This window comes from Pseudoalteromonas sp. 2CM32C (assembly GCF_023161925.1).
Lineage (GTDB): Bacteria > Pseudomonadota > Gammaproteobacteria > Enterobacterales > Alteromonadaceae > Pseudoalteromonas > Pseudoalteromonas marina.
In genome coordinates this window covers 39,592-61,903 of record NZ_JALNTI010000013.1, presented here as the reverse complement: position 1 = coordinate 61,903, position 22,312 = coordinate 39,592, and the positions used below count along the sequence as shown (strand labels likewise).

At 40.2% G+C, this 22,312-nt stretch carries 18 protein-coding genes; 13 read left to right on the top strand and 5 right to left on the bottom strand.

Translation table 11 applies throughout. The annotated features are described in order from the left end of the window. The first annotated feature begins 11 nt into the window (after positions 1-11). Positions 12-2,168 carry an ATP-binding protein gene (locus MTF67_RS17425; RefSeq protein ID WP_248520260.1) on the top strand — a complete coding sequence of 719 codons (2,157 nt, stop codon included), beginning with the start codon at positions 12-14 and terminating at the stop codon, positions 2,166-2,168. 28 nt (positions 2,169-2,196) lie between these two features. Here MTF67_RS17425 and MTF67_RS17420 read toward each other — a convergent pair whose 3' ends face one another. The 5 genes from MTF67_RS17420 to MTF67_RS17400 form a co-directional block, all read right to left on the bottom strand. Next, the gene (locus MTF67_RS17420) at positions 2,197-3,612 is read right to left on the bottom strand and encodes a mannose-1-phosphate guanylyltransferase/mannose-6-phosphate isomerase (protein ID WP_248520259.1); all 1,416 of its coding nucleotides are present in this window, start codon (positions 3,610-3,612) and stop codon (positions 2,197-2,199) included. A 76-nt stretch (positions 3,613-3,688) separates the two neighbouring features. Next, a complete protein-coding gene (locus MTF67_RS17415) occupies positions 3,689-4,462 on the bottom strand; it encodes an amidohydrolase (RefSeq protein WP_248520258.1) in 774 nt (257 codons plus the stop codon). Next, entirely contained in the window at positions 4,450-5,592 is a 1,143-nt protein-coding gene (locus tag MTF67_RS17410) for a methionine aminotransferase (RefSeq protein WP_039038483.1), read from the bottom strand. Before MTF67_RS17410 ends, MTF67_RS17415 begins: the two co-directional genes overlap by 13 nt. Before the next feature lie 70 nt (positions 5,593-5,662). After that, a complete protein-coding gene (locus tag MTF67_RS17405) occupies positions 5,663-7,144 on the bottom strand; it encodes an FMN-binding glutamate synthase family protein (RefSeq protein ID WP_006793867.1) in 1,482 nt (493 codons plus the stop codon). An 87-nt stretch (positions 7,145-7,231) separates the two neighbouring features. After that, on the bottom strand, positions 7,232-9,013 hold the full coding sequence (locus MTF67_RS17400; RefSeq protein ID WP_248520257.1) for a DUF885 domain-containing protein: 1,782 nt from the start codon (positions 9,011-9,013) through the stop codon (positions 7,232-7,234). Between the two features lie 534 nt (positions 9,014-9,547). Between MTF67_RS17400 and MTF67_RS17395 the strand changes: the two genes are divergently transcribed. The 12 genes from MTF67_RS17395 (at position 9,548) to MTF67_RS17340 (ending at position 22,140) form a co-directional block, all read left to right on the top strand. Continuing rightward, entirely contained in the window at positions 9,548-10,534 is a 987-nt protein-coding gene (locus MTF67_RS17395; protein ID WP_006793865.1) for a GGDEF domain-containing protein, read from the top strand. 83 nt (positions 10,535-10,617) lie between these two features. Continuing rightward, the gene (gene ubiE, locus MTF67_RS17390) at positions 10,618-11,373 is read left to right on the top strand and encodes a bifunctional demethylmenaquinone methyltransferase/2-methoxy-6-polyprenyl-1,4-benzoquinol methylase UbiE (RefSeq protein ID WP_006793864.1); all 756 of its coding nucleotides are present in this window, start codon (positions 10,618-10,620) and stop codon (positions 11,371-11,373) included. Positions 11,374-11,384: 11 nt separating this feature from the next. Continuing rightward, on the top strand, positions 11,385-12,059 hold the full coding sequence (locus MTF67_RS17385) for an SCP2 sterol-binding domain-containing protein (protein ID WP_248520256.1): 675 nt from the start codon (positions 11,385-11,387) through the stop codon (positions 12,057-12,059). A gap of 9 nt (positions 12,060-12,068) precedes the next feature. Further along, complete coding sequence (ubiB, locus tag MTF67_RS17380) at positions 12,069-13,670, top strand: ubiquinone biosynthesis regulatory protein kinase UbiB (RefSeq protein WP_248520255.1); 1,602 nt, start codon at positions 12,069-12,071, stop codon at positions 13,668-13,670. 80 nt (positions 13,671-13,750) lie between these two features. Then, positions 13,751-13,987 carry a Sec-independent protein translocase subunit TatA gene (gene tatA / locus MTF67_RS17375; RefSeq protein WP_008127151.1) on the top strand — a complete coding sequence of 79 codons (237 nt, stop codon included), beginning with the start codon at positions 13,751-13,753 and terminating at the stop codon, positions 13,985-13,987. A gap of 5 nt (positions 13,988-13,992) precedes the next feature. Next, positions 13,993-14,325 carry a Sec-independent protein translocase protein TatB gene (gene tatB, locus MTF67_RS17370; RefSeq protein ID WP_006793860.1) on the top strand — a complete coding sequence of 111 codons (333 nt, stop codon included), beginning with the start codon at positions 13,993-13,995 and terminating at the stop codon, positions 14,323-14,325. Between the two features lie 48 nt (positions 14,326-14,373). Next, entirely contained in the window at positions 14,374-15,114 is a 741-nt protein-coding gene (tatC, locus tag MTF67_RS17365; RefSeq protein ID WP_006793859.1) for a twin-arginine translocase subunit TatC, read from the top strand. A gap of 1 nt (position 15,115) precedes the next feature. Beyond that, a complete protein-coding gene (locus MTF67_RS17360) occupies positions 15,116-15,616 on the top strand; it encodes a hypothetical protein (RefSeq protein WP_006793858.1) in 501 nt (166 codons plus the stop codon). After that, positions 15,616-16,401 carry a TatD family hydrolase gene (locus MTF67_RS17355; protein WP_248520254.1) on the top strand — a complete coding sequence of 262 codons (786 nt, stop codon included), beginning with the start codon at positions 15,616-15,618 and terminating at the stop codon, positions 16,399-16,401. The genes MTF67_RS17360 and MTF67_RS17355 overlap by 1 nt, the downstream gene beginning before the upstream one ends. Further along, entirely contained in the window at positions 16,401-18,254 is a 1,854-nt protein-coding gene (locus tag MTF67_RS17350; RefSeq protein ID WP_248520253.1) for a diguanylate cyclase, read from the top strand. Before MTF67_RS17355 ends, MTF67_RS17350 begins: the two co-directional genes overlap by 1 nt. A 12-nt stretch (positions 18,255-18,266) precedes the next feature. Continuing rightward, complete coding sequence (hemB, locus tag MTF67_RS17345) at positions 18,267-19,277, top strand: porphobilinogen synthase (protein WP_248520252.1); 1,011 nt, start codon at positions 18,267-18,269, stop codon at positions 19,275-19,277. A 130-nt stretch (positions 19,278-19,407) separates the two neighbouring features. Then, positions 19,408-22,140 carry an ExeM/NucH family extracellular endonuclease gene (locus MTF67_RS17340; protein ID WP_248520251.1) on the top strand — a complete coding sequence of 911 codons (2,733 nt, stop codon included), beginning with the start codon at positions 19,408-19,410 and terminating at the stop codon, positions 22,138-22,140. The last annotated feature ends 172 nt before the right edge of the window (positions 22,141-22,312 follow it).

Below are 22,312 nucleotides of genomic sequence, written 5' to 3'. Positions count from 1 at the left end.
CTGGAAAACCCATGCTTGACTCATACACTTTATATTTTGCCAGCATAGCCGTTATTGTCGTCATGACTTTTTTGAATATTTTAACTTGGCGAACCAATAAGCAAACCCCAGGGACACTGATATACATTTTTTACCCAGTATTGATGCTATGTGCTGTAGTTGCATTTGCGCTTGTAAGTAGCTCACATAACTTACTTATTATAAATGCCGCGTGTAGCTTAATGTTTGCAGCCTCTATTGTGCACTGTTTTGCTATTAGTCAATTTTTAGATTATCGCGGACCAGGATTTAAGCTTCTTTGTTCAGTCACCGCATTTAGTGCAATGGTTTTTAGTTATTATAGTTTTTTTGATCCCTCTTTAGCTGGTCGTGTTATCGCATCCGACCTACAACATATTTCAGAAGCCTTGTTTTTACTGTTTATATTTATAAAGTACGCTCGTAAACCTTATCCCAACGGCAGTATTGTATACATTACAATTTTAACACTCGTGGTGTTAGCCTTTATTGCGCGTTCAATTTTTATGAATGAAATTGAGCAAAAAGATCTCGTCTCAAGCAGTTGGTTTAGCACTGTATTATTTTTAAATGGCATCATAGCACCTATGTTTTATGCCGCTGGTATGGCACTGTTATGTAATGAACGCAGAGAGCATCACCTCAATACGCTCGCCGATAAAGCGCAGAAAGATTTAGAAATACGAGGGCTATTTTTATCGACTATTAGTCACGAAATACGTACACCACTCAATGGTATTTTAGGTAGTGCACAATTGGTCATGAACCAAACTAGCGATACGCATAGTAAGGCCTATTGCGAAGCAATTATTAATTCTGCCGAATCACTAAACCTACTGGTCGATAAAGTACTTGAATATGCGAGTCTAGACCAAAGTGACGAAGCCCTTTATGAAGAAGATATTGAATTTAAAACATGGCTAAATAACTTATGCTTATTGCTCAGCCCATTAGCAGAACAAAAACAGCTTAAATTTGAGCTTATATGTAATATTCCTGAACAAGCATGCTACTACTGTGACCAGCAAAAGCTTCGACAAATAATTATTAACTTAGTTGGTAATGCTATTAAATTTACTGACCGTGGCGTAGTAAAAATTCAAGTTGATTTAGTTTTAGAAAAACAACTAGAACACACTATAAAAGTGAGTGTTAAAGATTCAGGCCCAGGTATCGAAAATGAAGAAATTGCCTACTTAACAGAGCCTTATGTACAAAGTAGTGCAGGCAAGGAAAAGGGCGGCACCGGTCTTGGACTTGCAATTACCAGTCGCTTATTAGAAAAACTCGGTAGCCGCCTTGAAATTTCTAGTCAACTGGGCACTGGTAGTGTGTTTAGCTTTACGATTACTTTTGCGCTGGGTGAGTTAAGCCTTGTAGAGCAACGCCATCAAACAAAAGATTATTTAACAGGGCTCGATGTTCTTTTGGTCGAAGATTTAGACTTAAACCAAAAAATTGCTATTGAGTTTATGGCCGACGACGAACACAAAATTAAGCTCGCTAAAGACGGTAAAAGTGCCATTGAGTTAATGCAAGCTCATCATTTTGACGTCGTCTTACTTGATATGAATCTACCCGATTTAACAGGTCAAGAAGTTCTTAAACGCCTTAAACGCCTTGATCACAAAAACCAGCGTACACCAGTACTCGCTTTTACTGCGAGTTTAAGCCCTGATGAAGTTAAAGAGTATTTAGCGCTGGGTATAAAAGACATTGTTGGTAAGCCAATTAAACACCAAAAACTGCGCCAAGCATTAAGCGATTCTCAATCAAATCAAACCACAAATATTGCAGTAGAACTTATAGATACCCTGTACGATAAAACGGCTATTGAAACACTCGCCAGCTCGTTTAGTGAGGATGAGGTATCATCTATTTATAATGAGTTTGTTCTCTCTGCTCGTAATAAGCTGATACGCTGCCAAAATTTAATAGACCAGCATCCTGAACAGTGCATTAAACTTTTACACCGCCAAGCGAGTACTGCATTGCAATTAGGGTTTAATCGTTACGGTATGGAGCTTAAAAAAATTGAGCGCCGCCTACTCGACAATAAGCCTCATAATGGCATGCTTGATGAGGCACTTGACCTTTGGCAACGCAGCCTTGAGAAATACTTAAAATTTGTACGTAGTGAATTAGGTTAAAGCGGTTTACTTTAAAAAGTAGAGCTGCTCAATACCTTCCGTACATATCATTAAATCGCTCAATGTCATTTTCATCAAGTATGGAACCCGTTTGTACCTCAATAACAATTAACGGCACTTGCTGGTTATTCGCTAAGCAATGCAGTTGTTTAGCGGCAATATAACAAGATTGATCTTGGGTGAGCGTTAATACTTGGTCGTCAATACGCACATCTGCCACCCCAGATACAACAACCCAATGCTCTGCACGATGCCGATGACGCTGCGTTGAGAGCTTAGCGCCAGTATTTACAGTTATTTTTTTTACTTTAAAACCAGCGCCCTCAACTAATGTGCGATAGCTACCCCACGGGCGGTACACTACTCGATGATGATCAAGCTTATCACTGTGCTCTAGTGCTAATTTTTTTAATAGTAAAGGTAACTCATCAAGCTCTTTTTTATTTGCAACTAGAGTGGCATCGTGGGTGTGGATAATAGCTAAATCACTTACGCCAAGCGTAGCCACCGTATGGTCGTTTTCAGTTATAACAAAATTATTGGTACTGTTTTGTGCCGTATGGTTTTCGCTTTTGTTGTTGCCATAACTATCTTTTTTGCTCAGGCTAGCAAGCGCACTAAAGCTGCCCACATCATTCCATTTAAGTGCTACAGGCATAACAGCAACATTGTTACTACGCTCTAAAATAGCGTAATCAATTGAATCACTGGGGCAAAACTCAAGCGGTTCACTATCGGGCCTAGTAAAACCTAAGTCATGTGAAAAATGAGAAGCCACCTTCACGCTGTGCGCAATTTTTGGTGCGAAGCGTTCAAGCTCATTTAAATAAGCTTGTGGTGTAAATAAAAACATTCCACTATTCCAGCTATAACCCCCTTCAGCTATATAACGCTCAGCGGTGGCTAAATTTGGCTTTTCTTTAAACTCGGCCACTTCAAAACAGTTTGAGCCTGAAATTTTACAGCCTTGCTGTATATACCCAAACCCAGTGTGGGCCATTGAAGGTGTAATTGAAAAAGTAACCAACTTTCCTTGCTCTGCCAGTGTTACAGCATCGTTTATTTGTGATGTTAACGGAGAAAAATCCTTTATATGATGATCAGCAGGCATCACCAACATAGGGCCTTTGAGCCCACTTTGAATTGCATAATGGGCAGCAAGTGCAATAGCAGGAGCCGTATTTTTACCTGTAGGCTCTAGTATCAACCCAAACACATTTGCTGCACTACTTTGCTCTTTAGCAATAAATCGGTGCTGTTCGTTACACACTAAAATTGGCTGTGAAAACTCAGCCCCAGAGACGCGATTTAATGTATTTTGCAATAATGAGTTTTCATTATTCAATAGTGGCAAAAATTGCTTAGGCATTGCTTGGCGCGACAAAGGCCACAACCTAGAGCCAATACCACCAGCTAAAATAACAGGAGTGATTAAAGTGTTCATATTGCTAATTAGCCGCCAATCAATGTAATAGCGTCTATTTTAACACTTAATATGTTTAGTGCTATGTGAAGATGATTCAAGTCAGAGTAAACGTATCAGCATCTAAATAAGCAGGGAAAGCCGCTTTAAAGGTCTCTAAATGTTTTTTTTCAAGTGTCACTGTTACTAACTGCTCTGTGTTATCGGCCGCCTTAGCTAATGCCTCTCCCTTAAAATTATAAACTGCGGTACCTCCATTGTGGGCAACACCATTGCCATCGTCACCTACACGGTTAACCCCTACTACATAACATAAATTTTCTATTGCACGAGCTGCCAATAATGTATCCCAAACGGGACGTCGCACCGCTGGCCAATTTGCTACATTTACCATTATGTCGTAGTCATTTTTATTGCGCTGAAACACCGGAAAACGCAGGTCATAGCAAACCTGCGGTAATAGTTTAAAGCCATTAATTTCAAACACTTTTCGCTCTTTACCGGCGATAACATAGGCTCCCTCATTTCCTAAGCGAAATAGATGGCGTTTATCATAATAGATTACTTCACCACATGCTTTTACCCAATAAAAGCGGTTGGCTTTTTTATTACCTTGCGCCACCAGCACCGACCCAGCAATCACTGCATTATGTTTTTTTGCTTGTTGTTTTAACCACGTAAGCACCAAGCCATTTTCTGGCTCCGCGCAGTCAAGGTTTATAGCAAAACCAGTGGCAAACGTTTCAGGTAATAAAATAAGGTCAGGCTTTTCTGTTAGCGCCTCTAGCTGCTTATCAAGCATCGCTAAATTAGCGCTTTTATCAAGCCAGTGAAGAGAGCTTTGCACCAATGTAAGCGTTAAAGTTGACATAAAATATGGGCTGCCTCTTTTAGGGTTTCATCATTTTTTGCAAAACATAAGCGGATAACTTTATCACCCGGTGGCGTTTGATAAAAAACACTTAAAGGTATTGCCGCAACACCTGCTTGCTCAACTAGCCAATGGCAAAATTCAACATCGTTTAAATCAGATACATCACTATAATCTAACAATAAAAAGTAGGTTCCTTGGCTTGGTAAAACTGTAAATCGACTGCCGAGTAAATGACGTATAAGTAAATCGCGCTTTTGTTGATAAAAATCACTGAGCGAATCTACATGCTCGCTTTGTTGTTCTAACATGTCGGCCAATGCATGCTGAGCAGGTGTGAAGCTAGAAAAGGTCACATATTGATGAATTTTTCTAAACTCGCTCGCTAAATGTTCAGGGGCAATGCAATAACCCATTTTCCAACCTGTACAATGAAATGTTTTACCAAAGCTCGAAACAACAAAACTTTGAGCTAACAGTTCTTTATCTCGTAATACACTTAAATGTGGTTGCCCATCAAATGCAATATGCTCATACACCTCATCGCTTACAATATATAGTTTGTAAGTACCAACCAACCTTTTAAGCTCTGTAATGTCTTGCTGAGTTATCACTTTAGCGGTTGGATTATGAGGCGTGTTTATAACAATAGCGCGGGTGTGCTTTGTAATTTTTTGCTCTACCGTACGCCAGTTAATCGTATAGTCGGGGGCCTTTAATGCAATATGTACGGACCTCCCGCCTGCAAGCTCAATCGCGGGTTTATAAGCGTCATAAGCTGGGTCAAATACGATGACTTCGTCGTTTGGGCGAACTATTGTTTGAATGGCAACAAAAAGAGCTTCGGTTGCTCCCGATGTGATGGTTATTTGCTTTGCAGCATTAAGCTCTGTAGCGTATTTTTTTTGTATCAAACTTGCAATTTGCTGCTGTAATTTAGGTACACCACTTGAAGGAGAATATTGATTAACACCATGTTGAACATAATGAGTAATCTGACTTTTTAAAAAGTTTGGTGTGTCGAACTCAGGAAACCCCTGCGAAAGGTTAATTGCAGAGAACTGATTCGCCAGCTCACTCATTTGGCTAAATATACTCACACCAACGTCAGGTAATTTACTATTGAACACACGCTTTCCTTACTTCATTTTTGGAACCACTCAAAATAAACACGCACCTATTACATCTGTTTATTTTAACCTACTTATAATTTTCGTAAATTTTATCTAATGGCTCCGAAAGGCCACTTTCTTGAACTATACGCACATGTTCGCGTTTAAGCTCTCGTGCACTTGTTACACCGCATGAGTGAGCAATAAGCCCCGCGCCATAGTGAATATACTTATTATAGTTAGCCACTCGCTGCGCTTTATCCGCAACGTTTAAACCGCGCTGCAAGCGTTCGTTATGAGTAGTAATACCGGTAGGGCAAGAATCTTTGTTACATTGCATTGCTTGAATACACCCTAATGCAAACATATGTCCGCGAGCCGACACAACAAAATCGGCCCCAAGCGCTAACGCCCAAGCAACCTTAGAAGGCACAATAAGCTTACCCGAAACAATGATTTTAACGCGATCACGCAGTCCGTGTTTTTCAAGCATATTGACTACTAGCGGTAAACTTTCACGAAGTGGTAATCCCACAGAATCCATTAAGGGCTGAGGAGCAGCGCCGGTTCCACCGTCAGCACTATCAATGGTAATAAAATCAGGAGCCGACTCAATACCACGGTGATTTATTTCAGCAAATAAGGTTTCTAACCAGCCATACGCACCAATAACAGCCTTAAAGCCAGTTGGTTTACCTGTGGTATTTCGTACCGTCGCAATCATATCGAGAATATCACTGGGGTTTTTAATTTCAGGGTGCCCATTGGGACTAATAGAATCTTCGCCCTCAGGAATACCGCGTATTTTTGCTATTTCAGCATTCACTTTGCGCCCAGGAAGCATGCCTCCCTTACCGGGTTTAGCACCTTGACTCATTTTAAGCTCAAACATTTTAACCTGCTCGTGTGCTGCAATCTGTTTGAGTTTTTCGATACTGAGCTGGCCATTTTCATCGCGTACCCCGTATTTCGCGGTCCCAATTTGAAAAACTAAATCTGCGCCACCTTCAAGATGATAAGGGCTCAAGCCCCCCTCCCCCGTGTTCATCCAACAGCCAGCGAGCTTTGCCCCTTTAGAAAGAGCACGCACAGCGGGCTTGGATAGCGCACCAAAGCTCATTCCCGATACGTTAAATAAAGAATTGGTTGAATAAGGTGTTTGGCAATAGGGACCAAGCGTTACTTCACTTGGCGCAAGCGCTTCTTCATCAAGCGTAGGGAAGGCGCAGTTCATAAACATTACTGTACCTGTGACCTCTAAACTTTGTGTAGATCCAAATGCCGCGGTACGGTCTACATTTTTTGCAGCGCGATAAACCCAACTACGTTCGGCACGATTAAAAGGCATTTCTTCCCTGTCGAGGGCAAAAAAGTATTGTCTAAAAAACTCGCCTTGACGTTCAAAAAAATACCTAAAGCGTCCAATTACAGGGTAATTTCGCCTAATTGCATGCTTTGTTTGTGTAACATCGCGGATATAAAAAACGGCCACAATTAAAACTAATAAGCCTAAAAAAACAATAAATAGACTCGCAAATACGTCAATACTAAACATTATAAAGTTGTTCATTGGTGATCCGCTGCTGTAAAAATAAAAAAGTGCTATATCCAAAATGACATAACACTTTTATGCATTCAAGAATTAACCATCTGTAAGTTAACTCTTCTGTTTGGCTAACTCTTCATTAATATATAAACGTACTTGCGCCTCTAAAACAGATAAAGGGACAGAGCCATGGCGTAATACCTGATGGTGGAACTCCCTAATATCAAAACTGTGCCCAAGTGCTTGCTCAGCCTCTTTACGTAAACGTTTAATCGTAAGCTCGCCAATTTTGTATGACAGTGCTTGGCCAGGCCAAGTTATATAGCGATCGGTTTCGGTTTTCACATTGTGTAACGACAACGCTGTATTTTCGCTCATAAACTGCATAGCGCGCTCTCTGCTCCAACCATACATGTGCATACCGGTGTCTACCACTAAACGAGCAGCTCGCCACATTTCGTAAGTTAAACGACCAAATCGGCTATATGGACTTTGATAAAAGCCCGCTTCAATGCCTAAGTACTCAGAGTAAAGCCCCCAACCTTCACCGAATGCCGATAAATACGCATCTCGACGATAACGTGGCAAGGTTTCTAATTCTGCATTTAATGATATTTGTAAATGATGACCCGGTACCGCTTCGTGCAAAGTGAGCGCTTCTAATACATACAGTGGGCGTTTATCAAGTGCGTACGTATTCACCCAATAATAGCCCGCCTCATCATCTCTATTTGACCCTGAGTAGCGACCCGTTGTGTATTTGGGCGCTATGCTCGCGGGTACCGGCGCAACACCATACGGTTTACGAGGCAAGGTATGAAAAAGCTTAGGCAGTTGTGCGTCCATTTTTTTTGCTATATATGCTGCCTCTTTAAGTAGCTCCTCCGGTGTGGTTGCATAAAATTGCGGATCGGTTCGTAAAAAGTGAATGAACTCTGCAAATGTTCCCTCAAACTCGACTTCTTTTATAATGGCTTCCATTTCGCCGCGAATGCGTGCAACTTCTTTTAACCCCAGCTCGTGTATCTCTTTAGGGGTCATCTCGGTAGTGGTGTAATATTTAGCTCTATTTTTATAAAACGATTCGCCGTTTGGCGTATTTGAAATACCTATCGAAGTGCGCGCACCGGGGCGATACTCCTGTGTAAAAAAAGCTAAATAATTTTTATATGATTCAATTACTTTATCTTTTATTACAGACTGCGCCTGCTGCTGAAGTGATTTAAATTCACCCTCTGGCAAGCCTGCGTTATTTTTTAAAAATGGTTTATAAAATTCAGACGTTGTAACATCCGCAACTATATAGGCTGATATTGATTCTTCGTACCCTTCAAGCACCGCTTTAGGTTGCGTTAAACCTGTTTCAAGACCTTTTTTCATCCAATAAATATTTTGTTCAAAAAAGCGAGGGACCTGAGCCAAACGTGCTAAATAGGTTTGATAATTTTGCAGTGTTTTATATTGGCTGCTGTTTACAATATACGATAAGCCAGAATGAAAACCGTACTCAGAAGTTAGCGGCATGTAATGAGCATTAAATACATATTCGTCAACGCTGTTTTGTACTTGAGCGCGAATAATACTAAAGTTTATTTGGTTTTCATCACTCAGGGACGCTGCATCTAAGGCGTCTAGCTCAGCCAAGAACTGAGTTTTTTTATTGTATTGCTGCTCTAAAAACTCAGGCGATAGATTCGCTAACAAATAACCATTAACACCCTCAATGTTGCCGTAAGGGCTGGAACTTTGTCGGTAATCAACAATGCTATCTGCAACCGCTGTAAACTGACTATCGGCGTTATAGTTTGTGGTTTGACAGGCACTTAAAGTACATAAAAGCGTCATGCTGATAAGTGTATTGCGGATTGGCTTAAGTAATAAATTATTCGTCATAATAAAATTTAGTCAGATAATGAATTTCACAAAGCTATCGCAGACTCAGTAAATAGCAAGTAAATGAGACAAGTATCTTAGATGGTAACGCCCTTCCAGGCTTAAAGCTTATTCAATAAAAGGGCACAAGCTATGGTAGCAGCATATAGTTATTACACTGCGCTATCAGGCTCATTTGCAATAGCCACACTTTATAACGTGCCTTTACCTTAATACTAAAACCACCACTGTAAGATGAAGTTTTAAATAAAAATCGACTCTAAAAGTACAGTTTTAAAAAGTATTTATTAGACGATAAATCATATTAAATGAGCTAAAAACAAGCCTAATTGATGAGAAAAACAGCTATTAAGCGACTAAAGTAAAATTTAAGTTCCCTTGGCCCTATTTTTGCTTTTTAATAGCAGTTATAACGAATACAGTAGTAAAAAATAATAAAAAAGCTTGGACGCACAATCGACTCATGGAATGAAATTATAAATTAAGCATTGATGCGTACTTAGTTGGTATTAAATAATGATGTTCCATGATTCCATGGCTATTGCTCAAGAGAAAATGACTCAAGTGTGTATGTTCTTAGAACGCTATGCATTGCCGCCAACGCCCCTGAACTTTCAAGTTGTTTACACCTACGTTAGCCAAGCAAATTTAAAATTAAATAAAACATTAGATCGCGCTATTTCTACCGATGAAAACATTGATGGCGTATTAATAGAGCAACTTTACTTTGAATTTTTAAATGTCGGACACAATACGCAAGTGTCGATGATTCAAAACGTAGACGGCGTTATTACTTCATTGTCTAACAATGCGCAAAATACAGAAAAACAAATCAGTCGCTTTGCAGATCAAGTGAGTGAATGTGTTCATTCGCTTGACGAAAACAATATAGAACAAAGCCGCCAAGCACTTAACAAACTTGATAAGCAAACTGCTGAGTTACTCGCTCAACATAAAAAGTTTAAACAAGAGCTAACGAGAGCAAAAAAACTACACGAAAGAACACAAAAACAGCTTTCTCAACTTCGTAAGCAACACATTATAGATAGTCAAACTGGCTTATTTAAACGCCATTACTTAACCCAACAAACTGAATTATGGGCGACTCAAGACAAGTCTATTTGTGCCATTGCCATTCAAATCGATAATTTAGCGCATTTTGTTGATAACTTTGGCGATATTATTGGTGAAGTGATTTTAAATAAAGTGGCTAAACAAGTTCAAAAGTATGTAATGCAAAGTGGTTTACCGGGGCGTACCGCTAAAGATCAGTTCACTGTTTTATTAGCTGATATTGACCCTGAAACAGCGATTCTCATTGCTGAAAAAGTTCGTAAAGGTGTAGAAAAACTGCGTTTTGTAAGCTCAAAAAGTGGCGCAAAACTGCCCAGCATTAACTTATCGCTTGGAATCGCTCAGCATCAGCAAAAAGAAGACTTTAACCAACTGGCTAAAAAGGCATCACACGCGGCATTTAAAGCCCGCTCTCTTGGCCAAAGTAGCTTTACCGCCGGCCAATAAAATACCTGATAAATCATATTCAAATTGCACCTTCGGTGCACAATAAAGTACACTAGTGCTTATTGCCACGATAGAGATTAATCATGAACGAGACCCCAGAAAAGACCACGCACTTTGGCTACAAAACCGTTGCTGAAAACGAAAAAGCATCAATGGTTGCAGATGTATTTCACTCTGTTGCGGCTAAGTACGATGTAATGAATGATTTAATGTCTTTTGGTGTCCACCGTTTATGGAAACGTCAAACTATAGCCAGTTCAGGCGTGCGTAAAGGCCATCATGTTCTTGACTTAGCCGGTGGTACAGGCGATTTAACTGCAAAATTTAGTCAACTGGTCGGTGAAACTGGCCAAGTGGTTTTGGGCGATATTAACTCATCTATGCTCAAAGTAGGTCGTGAAAAGCTTCATAATTTAGGCCTTGTAGGCAATATTGACTACGTACAAATGAATGCTGAAATGCTGCCATTTCCAGATAACAGCTTTGATGTGATCACCATCGCCTTCGGTTTACGTAATGTAACCGACAAAGACAAGGCGCTGCGCTCAATGTATCGCATACTAAAGCCAGGTGGTCGTCTGTTAGTATTAGAGTTTTCTAAGCCAAAACACGAAGCACTTAGCAAAGCGTATGATTTTTACTCGTTCAATTTACTGCCAACAATGGGCAAGCTAGTTGCTAACGACAGTGAATCTTATCAATATTTAGCAGAGTCAATTCGTATGCACCCAGACCAAGATACGCTTAAAGCTATGATGGATGAAGCTGGGTTTGAACAAACAACATATCAAAACCTAACAGGCGGAATTGTTGCCCTTCACCGTGGTTTTAAATATTAAGGCACAGAGTCATGGCGCTTGATCAAGCAACTGAAAAAAGCAGTGATAATACAAATACATCGACCTTTTTGATGCTACCTAACTTTGTACTTTCGCTTGTTGAGCGCATTTTAAATCAAGCACTTAAACTCGACCCTAACGTTGCCCAAAAGCTAAACACGGTAAAACAACAGCGTTTACTTGTTGAAGTTAGAGACTGGCAGCAAACCATACACGTTGTTTTTGCTGACGAAAAATTACACCTTTATGCCGCTAACAACAGCGATTATAGCGATTGCATGATCAGCGCCGATATAGACACGCTTGTTGCTCTTAAAAACCCAGCCATGCTTACACAGCTAATTCGTCAAGATAAACTCGATTTACAAGGCGACTTGAATATAGCGCAAGCATATAGCGGTGCATTTTCAGGGTTAGACATAGATTGGCCCGAACAGCTATCAAACTATATTGGCGATGCACCAGCTCAACAACTTTATTTGCATTTTATGTCGCTAAAGCGCCATGGTAGCAAAATTAACGCACAACTAAGCACCACGTTAACAAGCTTATTTCAAGACGAGCTAGCTGTTACAATTCACCCTTTAGAACTTGCACAATTTAAACAACAAAACCGAGAGCTAAAAGGCCAAGTTGCCGCCATAGAGCAGCGTATAAACACTTTATTAAGCGCCAAAACACGCTAAGGACTTTTTGTGTCTTCTTCACGATTGTATTACATCACTAAAACATTACTTAGCTATGGTTTAGACGAATTAGTGCCTAAAAGTAAAACACCTTGGTTTGCAAAAATTGCCAGGGGGTGTTTATTTTGGCTACGAAATCAGCATAAAGAAAAACCTGCAGGACTGCGCTTACGTTTAGCATTACAAGAGCTAGGACCTGTATGGATTAAATTTGGCCAAATGCTGTCAACACGTCGCGATCTACTTCCTCACGATATCGCGCAAGAGCTTGCCTTTTTGCAAGACCAAGTTCAGCCTTTTGAAGGTGAATTGGCGCAACAAATTATAGAAAATGCACTCGATATTAATGACATTAGCGAGCTGTTTAGTGAATTTTCACAAGCGCCATTGGCATCTGCATCAATAGCACAAGTGCATACTGCAACACTAGTTGACAACGATAATATTGAGCAAGATGTTGTTATTAAAGTAATTCGCCCAAACATCCATGAACAAATAAATGCAGACTTAGCATTAATGGAAAAGCTTGCTCAGGTGCTTGCTAATGTTCATAACGAATCAAAACGCTTGCGCCCTGTTGAAGTAGTAAAAGAGTATAAAAAAACACTGCTTGATGAATTAGACCTAATGCGTGAAGGTGCCAATGGCATTCAATTAAAACGTAACTTTGATGATTCAGATGCACTCTATATCCCTACTGTTTACAGTGATTACAGCCGAAGCAACGTGTTAGTGATGGAGCGTATTTACGGTATACCCGTGTCAGATACCGAGTCGTTAATAGCGCAAAATACAAATATGAAATTGCTTGCAGAACGTGGTGTAGAAGTTTTTTTTACACAAGTATTCAGGGATAGTTTTTTTCATGCAGACATGCATCCCGGTAATATTTTTGTATCTCGCGAGCATCCCGAAAACCCTAAATATATTGGTATTGATTGCGGTATTGTTGGTACCTTAAGCAAAGAAGATAAGCGCTATTTAGCAGAAAACTTTATCGCCTTTTTTAACCGCGACTATCGTCAAGTAGCCCAACTACATGTTGACTCTGGATGGGTTCCTGAAGATACCAGTATCGAAGAGTTTGAATTTGCTATTCGCACTGTTTGCGAACCTATTTTTAATAAGCCTCTTGCTGAAATATCATTTGGGCATGTACTGGTAAATTTATTTAACACCGCGCGTCGATTTAATATGCAGGTGCAACCACAATTGGTGCTACTTCAAAAAACATTACTCTATGTTGAAGGGCTGGGGAGACAGCTTTATCCTCAACTAGATTTATGGAAAACGGCTAAACCCTTCTTAGAGCAGTGGGTTAAAGAACAAGTAGGGCCGCTATCTGTCTTAAAACAAATGTATGCAAACCTACCATTTTGGGCTGAAAAAATGCCTGAGTTACCTGACTTGATTTATCAAAACTTAAAGCGCCCAGTGCGCACCCACGCAGTTGTAAAGCCAGCTTCTCATAAAGCGTTAGTGCTTAGCTTGTTGGGGAGTGCTACTTTGGTAGTGTCTGCACTGTGTTATTTGCAACATGATTTAATTGCTGCGGGCGTTACAGCAACCTGTTCCGCCGCGTGTTTTATTGCGGCATGGCGACACACATAAACAAAGTGCTATTTACGGTTTAGGGCGTATAATTAGTATTTAAAATATACATTTAATCATTTTATTATTTGGAGAGAACCATGGGATTGGGCGGCATTAGTATTTGGCAATTATTGATTGTTTTGGCAATCATTGTACTTCTTTTTGGTACTAAAAAATTACGCGGCATGGGGGGTGACTTAGGCGGTGCTGTTAAGGGGTTTAAAAAAGCAATGTCGGATGAAAAACCAACTGAAACAGACTCCCCTGAACAAATTCAAACGTCACAAAAAACGACGACTGATACTGAAAAAACAAAAGACACCGATAAGGCTTAATTAACATGGGCATGTGGGAGCTAGTTGTTGTTTTTATTGTAGGGCTTGTTGTATTAGGGCCTGAACGTTTACCCGTTGCAATAAGAACGGTTAGTCGCTGGATCAAAACTGTTAAATCTCTTGCTAACTCAGTTAAAGCTGAAGTGAGTGAAGAATTGCGCGTACACGAGCTCCACGAAAACCTAAAAAAAGCTGAGCAACAAAACCTACAAGACTTAAGCCCTGAATTACAAAGCTCATTAAGTGAGCTAAAACAGGCTGCAGAATCAGTGACTCACAGCTATAAAAAACAGCCACAAGAATCAGAACCTAACCAACAAATTGATGAAAAAAAGTGAATTTAATTTACCTTTCTATGGTCAACTTACTAAATGGTATAAATAAAAATGGTTGAGGAAGTAAAATCGGGGTTTGTAGCTCATTTAATAGAGCTGCGTGACAGGCTTATAAAATCACTGTTGAGTATTTTAGTTATTTTTATTGCAATAGTGTATTTTGCAAACGATATATACGCGTTTGTTGCACAGCCGTTAGTCTCTCATTTGCCAAGCACTGCAACCATGATTGCAACCGATGTCACTGCCCCCTTCTTTGCCCCATTTAAGCTGACTTTATTTGTTGCATTATTTGCGTCTATACCTTGGATATTGCATCAAATTTGGGGGTTCATAGCGCCGGGATTATATCAGCATGAAAAGAAAATGCTGATGCCTATTCTTGCTTCCAGTATTTTACTATTTTATGGCGGAATCGCATTTTGTTATTTTGTAGTGCTACCCATTATTTTAGGTTTTTTTACCAATACGGGGCCTGAAATGATGACCCTAGCGCCAGATATAAGTAGTTATTTAGGGTTTGTATTAAAGCTGTTTTTTGCGTTTGGCGTCGCATTTGAAATTCCAGTTGCTATTATGCTTTTGTGCTGGAGTGGTGCAACGACAACAACGAGCTTAAAAGAAAAGCGCCCTTATATTGTGGTGGGTGTTTTTGTTGTGGCGATGTTTTTAACGCCGCCCGATGTTTTATCGCAGACATTATTAGCATTTCCGATGTTGCTTTTGTTTGAATTAGGTTTAATTTTAGCGAAATTTTACACCGCTAAACCACGAGAAGAAGTTGAGGAATAAAATGAAAAAACAAATACTCTCACTACTGGTTATATTGAGCGCACCTGCATTTTCTGCGCAATCAGACATTAATACTCAAGCGCTAAAAGCGTGTAGCTTTATCGAAAATGACTTTAACCGCCTCTTGTGTTACGACAATACAATGGCGGGTAAACCACTTACACAATCAACAGTAACCCAAAAAGTTAAAGCGCCAACAACAGCCACCAATGTCCCTGTTGTTGCAGTTGAAGCGCCAAAGGATGACTTTGGTTTAGAGCACAAAAAAGACCGAGCAGAAAAAGACAGTGAAATAAAAGCAGCGGTAACATCTGTTGACAAAGCCCCCTATGGCGAGCTGATCATCACTTTGGATAACAACCAAAAATGGCGCCAAGTTGGTTCTGATAGCATGCGTTTGAAAAAGTCTGATGCTGTAACCATTACCCGCGGTGCATTTAACTCATTTTTATTACGAAAAGATGGTCAAAACCGTTCTATTCGCGTTAAACGAACTAAGTAATGCCTTACACACTGGTTGATGCTGGCGTTAACTTAGCAAACCATCAGTTTGATGGTGAGCATTCAGATATCATCTCCCGTGCTCAAAGCGCGGGTGTCGAAAAAATGCTGCTTATTGGTTGCGACATATCAACGAGTGAGCAATCTTTAGCACTTGCTAAAAGCTTTCACTTGTTTTCAACCGCCGGTATTCACCCACATGATGCCAAAACAGCAACTGATTCATTAGAAGACCAATTAACACTGCTTGCCACTCAACCTCAGGTTGTTGCTATTGGTGAATGCGGGCTTGATTATAACCGTGATTTTTCGCCTCGAAGTGTTCAACGTAGCGTATTGAGACGCCAACTTGCACTAGCCGAAAAGTTAAATTTACCGGTTTATTTGCATGAGCGTAATGCGAGTGATGACATGATCAATATTCTTACGGAGTTCAATGTTCGCGGTGTGCTTCACTGCTTTACAGGAGATGAAAGCGCACTCAAAAGTTATTTAGCATTAGGCCTATACATTGGTATCACAGGGTGGGTTTGTGATGAAAGACGCGGACAAGCATTGCAAGCTTTAGCCCCAAGCATTCCCTTAAACCGCTTACTTATAGAAACTGATGCGCCTTTTTTAATTCCACGCACAGTTAAACCAAAGCCTAAGTCGCGAAGAAATGAGCCAGCACTATTAACGTATGTCTGCCAAACACTTGCTGAGCTATATCAAATAGATGCCAAGAGTGTGGCGAAGCAAACAACAGATAACTTTTATGCTGTTTTTGGTTTAGAAGCCCGTTAATGAACAGTATAAAGGCTGCTATTTGCCTACTTATAATGCTTTTCACTTTTAAAAGCTTTGCGTCTACCGTAGTAATAAATTCAGATTTTTCATCCCATATCGTTACAAATCTCACTTATTCTTTTGAGCCTTCATCGATAGAAACAGCTTTACAACTTGAGCCTAATAAATGGCATTCGGTTAACACCAAACTGTTAAATTTTGGCCTAGAAAGCCGCCCTGTTTGGGTTACGTTTGAAATAAATAACACGTTAAATAATCGCTTTAGTCCATTAATTTTAATAGACAATCCATTTTTAAATGAAGTTCAGCTGTTTCACTTGAGAAATGCACAAATACTGTCAGAAATGCGGCTAGGTGATTCATTCTCACTTGACGAACGTACTATAAAGAGTGAGTTTTTGTTAACTAAATTAACGCTTCCAGCAAGCTCCTCCACTCGGGTTATTCTCAAAGTTAGTAACCCATCAGGTTTACGTATCCCTATCAGTTTATGGCAACAAGATGTTTATTTAACTCAAAAAGAGGGGTTTAACTTAGTTTATGGATTAATGGTCGGCTTTTTAGCAGCATTGGCATTAAGCTGTATATTTTTGTATGGATTTACTCGAAAGCGCTATTTTGCACTAGCGGGAGCGATCACTTTCACGCTAGGGCTTTTTCTAGCGTACCTTGGCGGCTTTGGATTTCGTTACTTGCACCCAAATATTCCCACAATCCAACAAGTAATAATGCCAATATTACTTATTTTAATCGCGCTGTTGTTTTTCCCACTTCAACAACAAATGTGCAAGCCTCACGCTCAAAAAATTATACGTGTGCAAAAATTAATAACAAAATTGCTTGCTGTCTCTCTATTATTTATTTGGCTACTTCCTAACTGGTTGGTCACTGCATATTGCCTAATATTAACCCCTCTTGTTTTAAGTCTGTACTTTTTAACAACCTACTTATCTACTCGCTCCCACCCTTCGAAATCTATAAATGCATTATTACTAGCTTTAGGCTTTTTTAATGCAGTAACGGTTTATTTTATTATAACCGTGATGGGATGGTACACCTTTGAAACGATGGGGTTGGTCATTATATCGGTGTTATTTTTTAGTTGTACATTTTGCTTGTGTTATGCAGTTATGAAGCAATTTATAACTGAACGAGATGAGCAGATAATCGAACAGCAAACTGTGATTGCAGAAAGTACGGCTCAAGACACACTGTTAAAAGAGCGGCTCGCACTTCAAGAAGAAGCTCAGTACGAACTTGAATCACAAGTAGATGAGCGCACGTTTGAACTACAAGTAACACTTAGAGAACTTGAAGAAAAAAACAGAGAGCTTGAACAGCTAAATACAGAAGATGCGCTAACAGGCGCTAAAAACCGCCGCTTTTTTGATAAGAAACTGGTAATGGAACTTCGTCGTTCACGAAGAGAACAAACACCGCTAAGTATTATTATGATTGATATCGATCACTTTAAAACAATTAACGATACCTACGGACACTTAAGCGGTGATAACGTTATAAAAGCAACTGCTGATATTATCAAACGCTTTTTGAAACGACCGCTGGATGAGGTCGCTCGCTATGGCGGTGAGGAGTTTGTAATTTTACTCCCTAACACTGCAAACCAAGGCGCTTTTGATATAGCAGAACAAATACGACTACATATATACCAAAACCCAGTCATCGTTGCAGGTGCTGAGGTTAAATTTACGATTAGTGCCGGTGTCTATACATTTATCGCTGATGATATAAATACCCCTGAGTTATTCACGGAATGCGCAGATAAAGCACTTTATAGCGCTAAACAACAAGGTCGTAACCAAGTTGTTAATTTTGAAACTATACAATAGGAGCATAGCAATATGGCCCAATCTGGACTAGACCTTTTCCCATATACTCGTATGCGCAGAATGCGCCGCGATGACTTTTCTCGTCGTCTAATGGCCGAAAACCACCTTAGCGTAAATGACCTTATTTACCCTGTTTTTGTACTAGAAGGTAAAAATCGCCGAGAAGTCATCGAATCTATGCCTGGAATTGAACGTTTATCGATTGATCTTTTGCTTGAAGAAGCGAAAGAGCTTGTAGATTTAGGTGTACCTGCCGTGGCTATTTTTCCGGTAACCCCTGGTGACAAAAAATCCCTGATGGCTGAAGAAGCCTACAGTGAAGATGGCTTAGCACAACGTACTGTACGCGCTTTAAAAGAAGCTTTTCCTGAGCTTGGGGTTATTACCGATGTAGCCCTTGATCCATTTACTACTCACGGTCAAGACGGCATTATTGATGATAAAGGTTATGTAATGAATGACATAACCACTGAAATTCTTGTTAAGCAGGCGCTTTCGCACGCCGAGGCAGGCGCAGATGTAGTTGCGCCATCTGACATGATGGATGGTCGTATTGGCGCTATTCGCGAAGCACTTGAAGCAGATGGCCATATTCATACACGTATTATGGCTTACTCAGCTAAATATGCGTCTAGCTACTACGGGCCTTTTAGAGATGCTGTAGGCTCTGCAGGTAACTTAAAAGGGGCCGATAAGAAAACCTATCAAATGGATCCTGCCAACTCAGATGAAGCAATTAGAGAAGTCGCGCTTGATTTACAAGAAGGTGCCGACATGGTGATGGTTAAACCCGGTATGCCCTACCTTGATATTGTGCGCCGCGTTAAAGACGAATTTGGTGTACCTACTTTCGCATATCAGGTTAGTGGAGAATACGCAATGCACAAAGCAGCGATTGATAACGGTTGGCTGAGCGAAGAAGCCACAATTATGGAGTCTTTACTCGCTTTTAAGCGCGCAGGGGCTGATGGCATATTAACCTATTTCGCTAAGCAAGCCGCGCAATACCTCACTAAAAAGTAAGTAATTGATAAAAAGGCGGTAAAACCGCCTTTTCGTTTACATTCATTAACATAATTGTATTATTTTTGTCATTTAGATTCTCTAAACTGGTGTCCCATTTTGGGATTTAAATACACGGGAATAATAAAAAATGTTAAAAACAAAAATAACGCCACTGGCGCTTGTACTAGCAGGTCTTAGTGCACCAGCGTCCGCTAACTTAATCATATCTGAGTATGTTGAAGGTAGTGGCTATAATAAAGCAATAGAGCTATATAACACATCATCATCGGAAATCTCTCTAGGTGATTACACATTGCAGCGCTATTCTAATGGCTCTAGCACTGTTTCTACTGAATTAACGTTAAGCGGTACTCTTGCTGCTAATAGCACTTATGTTATTGTTAATGCTGACTCAAGAGCTGATGCAGCCCTTATTGCAAAAGCAGATTTATCTGACTCCGTAGTAAACTTTAATGGTGATGATGCTTTAGTTTTAATGCAAGGAACAACAGTTGTTGATAGCTTCGGCCAACGTGGTGTAGATCCTGGCTCATCTTGGTCAGAAGGCGGGGTAGAAACTGCAAACAAAACATTAAGACGCAAAGATGGAATAGTAACAGGTCGTGTTACTCCTGATGCTAGCTTTAATCCTAGCGAAGAATGGGCGCAGTTCGATCAAAATGAATTTACTGGTCTCGGTTCTCACGCGGGTAATGGTGGCGGAACAGAGCCTGAACCAGATCCAATTGATCCAATCGTATGTGCTGCAGACAAAACGCTAATTAGTGCTATTCAAGGCGAAGGAAACGAAAGCCCACTCGTTGACACACTAGTAGAACTAGAAGGTATTGTTACTGCCGACTTCCAAGGCGATGATGAACTTAAAGGTTTCTTTGTAACCTCTCTTGCCGCTGATGAAGATACAAACCCACTAACTTCTGAAGGTGTATTTGTTTACTTTGCAGATACAGATGTAAACGTTGGCGATCACGTACGTGTTCAAGGTACAGTTGATGAATACTTCGATTCAACGCAAATTTCTGATGTTGTTCAAGTTGCGGTATGTGCAACGGGTCAATCAGTAAGTGCCACTAAAATTTCTTTACCTTTAGCAAGCCAAGATGATTTAGAAGCCTTTGAAGGCATGCTGGTTACTTTAGAACAAGAGTTAGTTGTAACAAATAACTTTGGTTTAGGCCGTTACGGTGAAGTTGAGCTTGCAACAGAACGTTTATACCAAGGCACACAAGTTGCTATGCCTGGCGATGCAGCTAACGCAGTTGAAGTAGAAAACTTAACTAAAAAAATCTTAGTTGATGACGGTTCAACTGTTCAAAACTCAGATCCTACTGCTTACCCGACCCCAGGTTTATCAGCAGAAAACACATTACGTACAGGCGATAGTGTGAACAGCGTAACAGGCGCATTAGCGTATAGCTTTAGCACATACCGTATTCACCCAACAGTTGCACCGCAGTTTATTGCAACTAATCCACGTGAAGACGCACCGGAACTAAATCCTGAAGCAGACTTACGTGTTGCAAGCTTTAACGTTTTAAACTACTTCAACGGTGACGGCCAAGGTGCTGGTTTCCCAACTAGCCGCGGTGCTGACTCACTTGAAGAGTTGGTTCGCCAAGAAGCTAAGTTAGTAAGTGCAATTAGCGCAATGCAAGCTGACGTTGTTGGTTTAATGGAAATTGAAAACGATGGCTTTGGTGAGTTTAGTGCAATTGCAAGTTTAGTAAACGCACTAAATGATGCTGACAGTGCTAACGAATATGCTTTTGTAGACTTTAACGTTAACCAAGTTGGTACTGATGCAATTACGACAGCACTTATTTACCGCGCAAACAAAGTTGAAGAAGTAGGGTCTGCTGCTATTACTACCGCAGCACCATTTGATTTCAGCAACCGTACACCTATCGCACAAAGCTTTAAATCGTTAGAGTCGCAAGAAGTATTTACTGTTGCTGTAGCGCACTTAAAATCAAAAGGCGGTTGTGGTAGTGCAAGTGGCGCTAATGAAGATCAAAACGATGGTCAAGCATGTTGGAATGAAATCCGTACAGAAGGTGCAAGCGCATTTGCTGATTGGTTAGACAGCAAACCAACAGGTGTAGACGACGAAGATATTATCTTAGTGGGTGATATGAACGCCTACGCGATGGAAGATCCAATTCGCAAATTTGACGAAAAAGGCTACAAAAATGTTGTTGCTGAGCTTGATGGTAATACATTAGCTTACTCTTACAGCTTCTCAGGCCGTGCTGGTAGCCTTGACCATGCAGTGGCGACTGAGTCTTTACTTAGTAAAGTAGTGGCTGCTAAAGATTGGCACATTAATGCCGATGAGCCTATCGTACTTGATTACAATGTAGAGTTTAAGAGCGAAGGGCATCAGTCTACTCTTTACTCAGAAAGTGCATACCGCGCGTCTGATCATGACCCTGTGATTGTTGATATCAAATCTGAAGTTGTGCTTACACCAGAAGAACAAACTCCTGTGGTTGCCCCAGATCAAGTATTCTCTATTGATGAAAACAGCGCTGTAGGTACTGTTATTGGCATGCTTGATTACTCAGATCCTAACCCTGAAGATTCACCTGTTGTTAAATTTATCGTGTCTGAAAACGATAGTGTGTCAATTAATGATCAAGGTCAGCTAATTGTTGCTGGTGAAATTGATTATGAATTTGAAAACCGCATTACGTTTACTGTACAAGTTGAAGATAGCGTTGGTAATGTATCAAAAGCTGAAAAAGTTGCTGTGAAGGTAAATAACTTGCGTTCAGATGATGATAACGATGCTGGCTCATTGCTTTGGTTATCTCTTCTTTTAGCACCACTTTCTATAGTGCGTCGTTTTAAAAAGAAATAATTAGCTTAAAGTAAGAAATAAAAAGCCGCATTCGCGGCTTTTTTTATTCCTCTGTAAAAATAATTCAGACAAGCTTCAGCTATCCCCCCTTAATATCTTTTGCGTTAGGTAGTTCATTTTTTATTAAATGTAACTTTACAAACCTCGTAACTTCAGTACTTAACATCAAATT